Origin of the sequence: Synechococcus sp. B60.1, assembly GCF_047462555.1 — a bacterium.
Lineage (GTDB): Bacteria > Cyanobacteriota > Cyanobacteriia > Thermostichales > Thermostichaceae > Thermostichus.
Genome location: NZ_JANSJN010000170.1, coordinates 1 through 2,615 on the forward strand (window position 1 = coordinate 1; position 2,615 = coordinate 2,615).

The 2,615-nt window shown below is 59.6% G+C and carries 2 protein-coding genes; both read left to right on the forward strand.

Annotation, left to right across the window (positions count from 1 at the left end):
• Positions 1-453 precede the first annotated feature (453 nt).
• Positions 454-1,431, forward strand: coding sequence for a fatty acid desaturase (locus tag NW863_RS12725; protein ID WP_414366803.1), 978 nt, complete (start codon positions 454-456; stop codon positions 1,429-1,431).
• Position 1,432: 1 nt separating this feature from the next.
• On the forward strand, positions 1,433-2,323 hold the full coding sequence (locus NW863_RS12730) for a hypothetical protein (RefSeq protein ID WP_414366804.1): 891 nt from the start codon (positions 1,433-1,435) through the stop codon (positions 2,321-2,323).
• The last annotated feature ends 292 nt before the right edge of the window (positions 2,324-2,615 follow it).

Consider the following 2,615-nt stretch of genomic DNA (forward strand, 5'->3'; position numbering starts at 1 on the left):
AGGCCAGCCCTGTGCAGAGCAGGATAATCACCGCGCTCAGGGGAGACCAAGGGCTGGTTTGGGCAGTCATGGCCAATAGCGCAACAACGGGCAGCATGGTTTTCCTCCTCAGCTTGGGTTAACCGCACCCTAGATTACCCCCATTCCGCAACTCCCAAGGGGATCCCCACATGAATTGCAACAGAGGCCGCAACAAAACCTCACACTGTAGTCTTTCTGGCTTCAGGGCCCGTTTACTCTTCGCCGGGATCCCTGTCTGTCGCAACCGGCCTGGATGGACTGGAGTTGGCAAGAAAAATCCGGCCGGGTTCAACGAGGGGGGCGTCTCTCTGCCGTATACTAACGAAAGTTAACAAATCGATCTCTTCCCCTGCTTTTCGAGGTGATGACCTGGCTCTGTTGCCTTGATCCATCCTCCCCGTCTGCACTTTGCATACCTAAGGATGGCTGCCGATGACTGCTGCTGCGACTTCGCAACCGGATCCCAAGCCTTTTGCGTTACCCCGCGAGCTGTTGGGGCCGCCGCCAGAATTTTGGAATCCCACCCTGCTGATGTTTTTGGCAGCAGTGGCGCTTTCGGCCTCTTGCTTTGGCGGGTACGCCTTTTGGCATTGGCCCAGGTGGCTGGTGTTTTGGCTCAACTTTGTCGCCCTCTATGTTTTGGGCACGGTGATCCACGATGCCTCTCACGGCTCTGCCCACCGCAGCCGCTTTTTGAACGAGGCGCTGGGTCACGGCTCTGCCTTGTTGCAGGGCTTTGTCTATCCTGTCTTTAAGCGGGTTCACATGCAACACCACGCCCACGTCAACCATCCCGAAGACGATCCCGATCACTACGTTTCCACGGGAGGCCCGCTATGGCTGATCGCACCGCGCTTTTTCTACCATGAGGTGTTTTTCTTTAAGCGGCAGCTCTGGCGCAAGGGCCGCTGGGATCTGTTGGAATGGGGCCTAAGTCGGCTGGTGGTGATCCTAACGTTTGCGCTGGCCATTCACTTTGGCTACACCGACTACATCATGAACTACTGGCTGCCCCCTGCTTTTATCATGGGCTTCCTGTTGGGCTTGTTTTTCGACTATCTACCCCATCGCCCTTTTCAGTCTCAGGAGCGGTGGTACAACGCCAGGGTTTACCCCGGCTGGCTGACCAATATTCTGCTGCTGGGGCAAAACTATCACCTGATCCACCACCTCTGGCCCTCGGTTCCTTGGTACAAGTATCAGGCGGCCTACTGGGTGGCTAAGCCGGAGTTGGATGCGCGCAACTGCCACCAGACGCTGGGCATTTGGCAGAAGGGCGAGTTTTGGAGCTTTGTCTACGACGCGCTGATTGGCCTCCACTGGCACAAGCCCGCTCCTGAGGGGGCCTCAGCCGAGTTTGCAACAACGCCATCCCTTGCTGATCCCCAGCTTGGCGAAGAGGCCGATTGAGATGGTCTTGCCGACGCTGCGGATCCCTCAGTTGCTGCTGTTTGTGGAGGCGGCCAGCTTGCTGCAGGACTCCAGCCAGGCCCTGTTACAGGCTGGTCAGGCGACGGCGGATTTGCCGGAGGTGATCGCGGAAGCGCGGGGACGAGCTGAAGCTCAGTTGCAGTCCCTTGGGATCCCGGCAGAGTTGCGGGCGCAGGTGCGAGGGATTCTGAGGTTGACCTCGCTGCCGCAGGTGCTGGCCTACCTGCAGGATTTGTTGGACGCGGGATCCGGCCCCGATTTGGAGGCTTTCCTGAACCAGGCAGGATCCGCCTCTACTCTGTTGCGCTTTCCGCCGCTGCTGCTGGGAGCGGTGACACTGCAGGTGCTGCTGGAGCGGCTGGATTTTTCCCCTGCAGAACAAGCGGTGCTGCAGGCGCAACGAGCCCAGTGGGAACAGGCCCTGGCCGAACTAGCCACCAGCCATGGGGTTTCCCTAGAGCCGCTGCGGGCTGTTGCCGAGAGGGCGCTGCAGGCTGTCTCGACGGAGGAGCTGCTGCAACTGGGCCAGGATCTGGCTCAAGATCTCGAGGATTGGGGGGCTCTGGGCGCCACCGAGGTTGAGGGGGAAACCGAGCCTCAGGTGGAGCTGGCGGGGCCTCTGGTGTTCCTGATGGTGGCCGATCACCTGTTGGCCCAGACAGAGTATCCCCTCACCCCCGATCAACGGCTGGATCTGCAGACCAATCGCGCCGAGGCAGAGAGCCGCCTCGCGGCCATGCAAAAGCTGGGCCGCCTTGAGAACTTGGCGGAGCAACGGGCCTACATCCAGGCTTGGATCGCGCAGACTGCGGTTCCCGATCTGCTACAGGCTCTGGATCGCTGGTTTACTCCCTCTGAGGTTGACCCCTAAGGTTCATCAGAGGCAGGACCGAGGCTCGCTATGCTTGATGCTGTAATGCTGAGGCAAGCGGATCCCACGCAAGGGAGGAGGTGGGAAGGTGGACTGGGGCAGCCTGTTCTGGCTCTTTCTGATCTTCAGCTCATTGCAGCCCCTTATGAACTACCCCACCGCGTAGGCGGGTGGGGTTTCCTCACCCGCTTGACAGCAGAGCTTTTGTCTCTTCCTCTGCCCCAGTTGCTTCATCGATCCCGTGTACCGGGTCTCTGAAGTAGAGCTGAAGCATCCAAGACTCACGAGGCGG

Bases quoted from the DNA above. Each gene is read 5' to 3' on its own strand.
- NW863_RS12725 (WP_414366803.1), top strand. From the start codon at position 454: ATGACTGCTGCTGCGACTTCGCAACCGGATCCCAAGCCTTTTGCGTTA.
- NW863_RS12730 (WP_414366804.1), top strand. From the start codon at position 1,433: ATGGTCTTGCCGACGCTGCGGATCCCTCAGTTGCTGCTGTTTGTGGAG.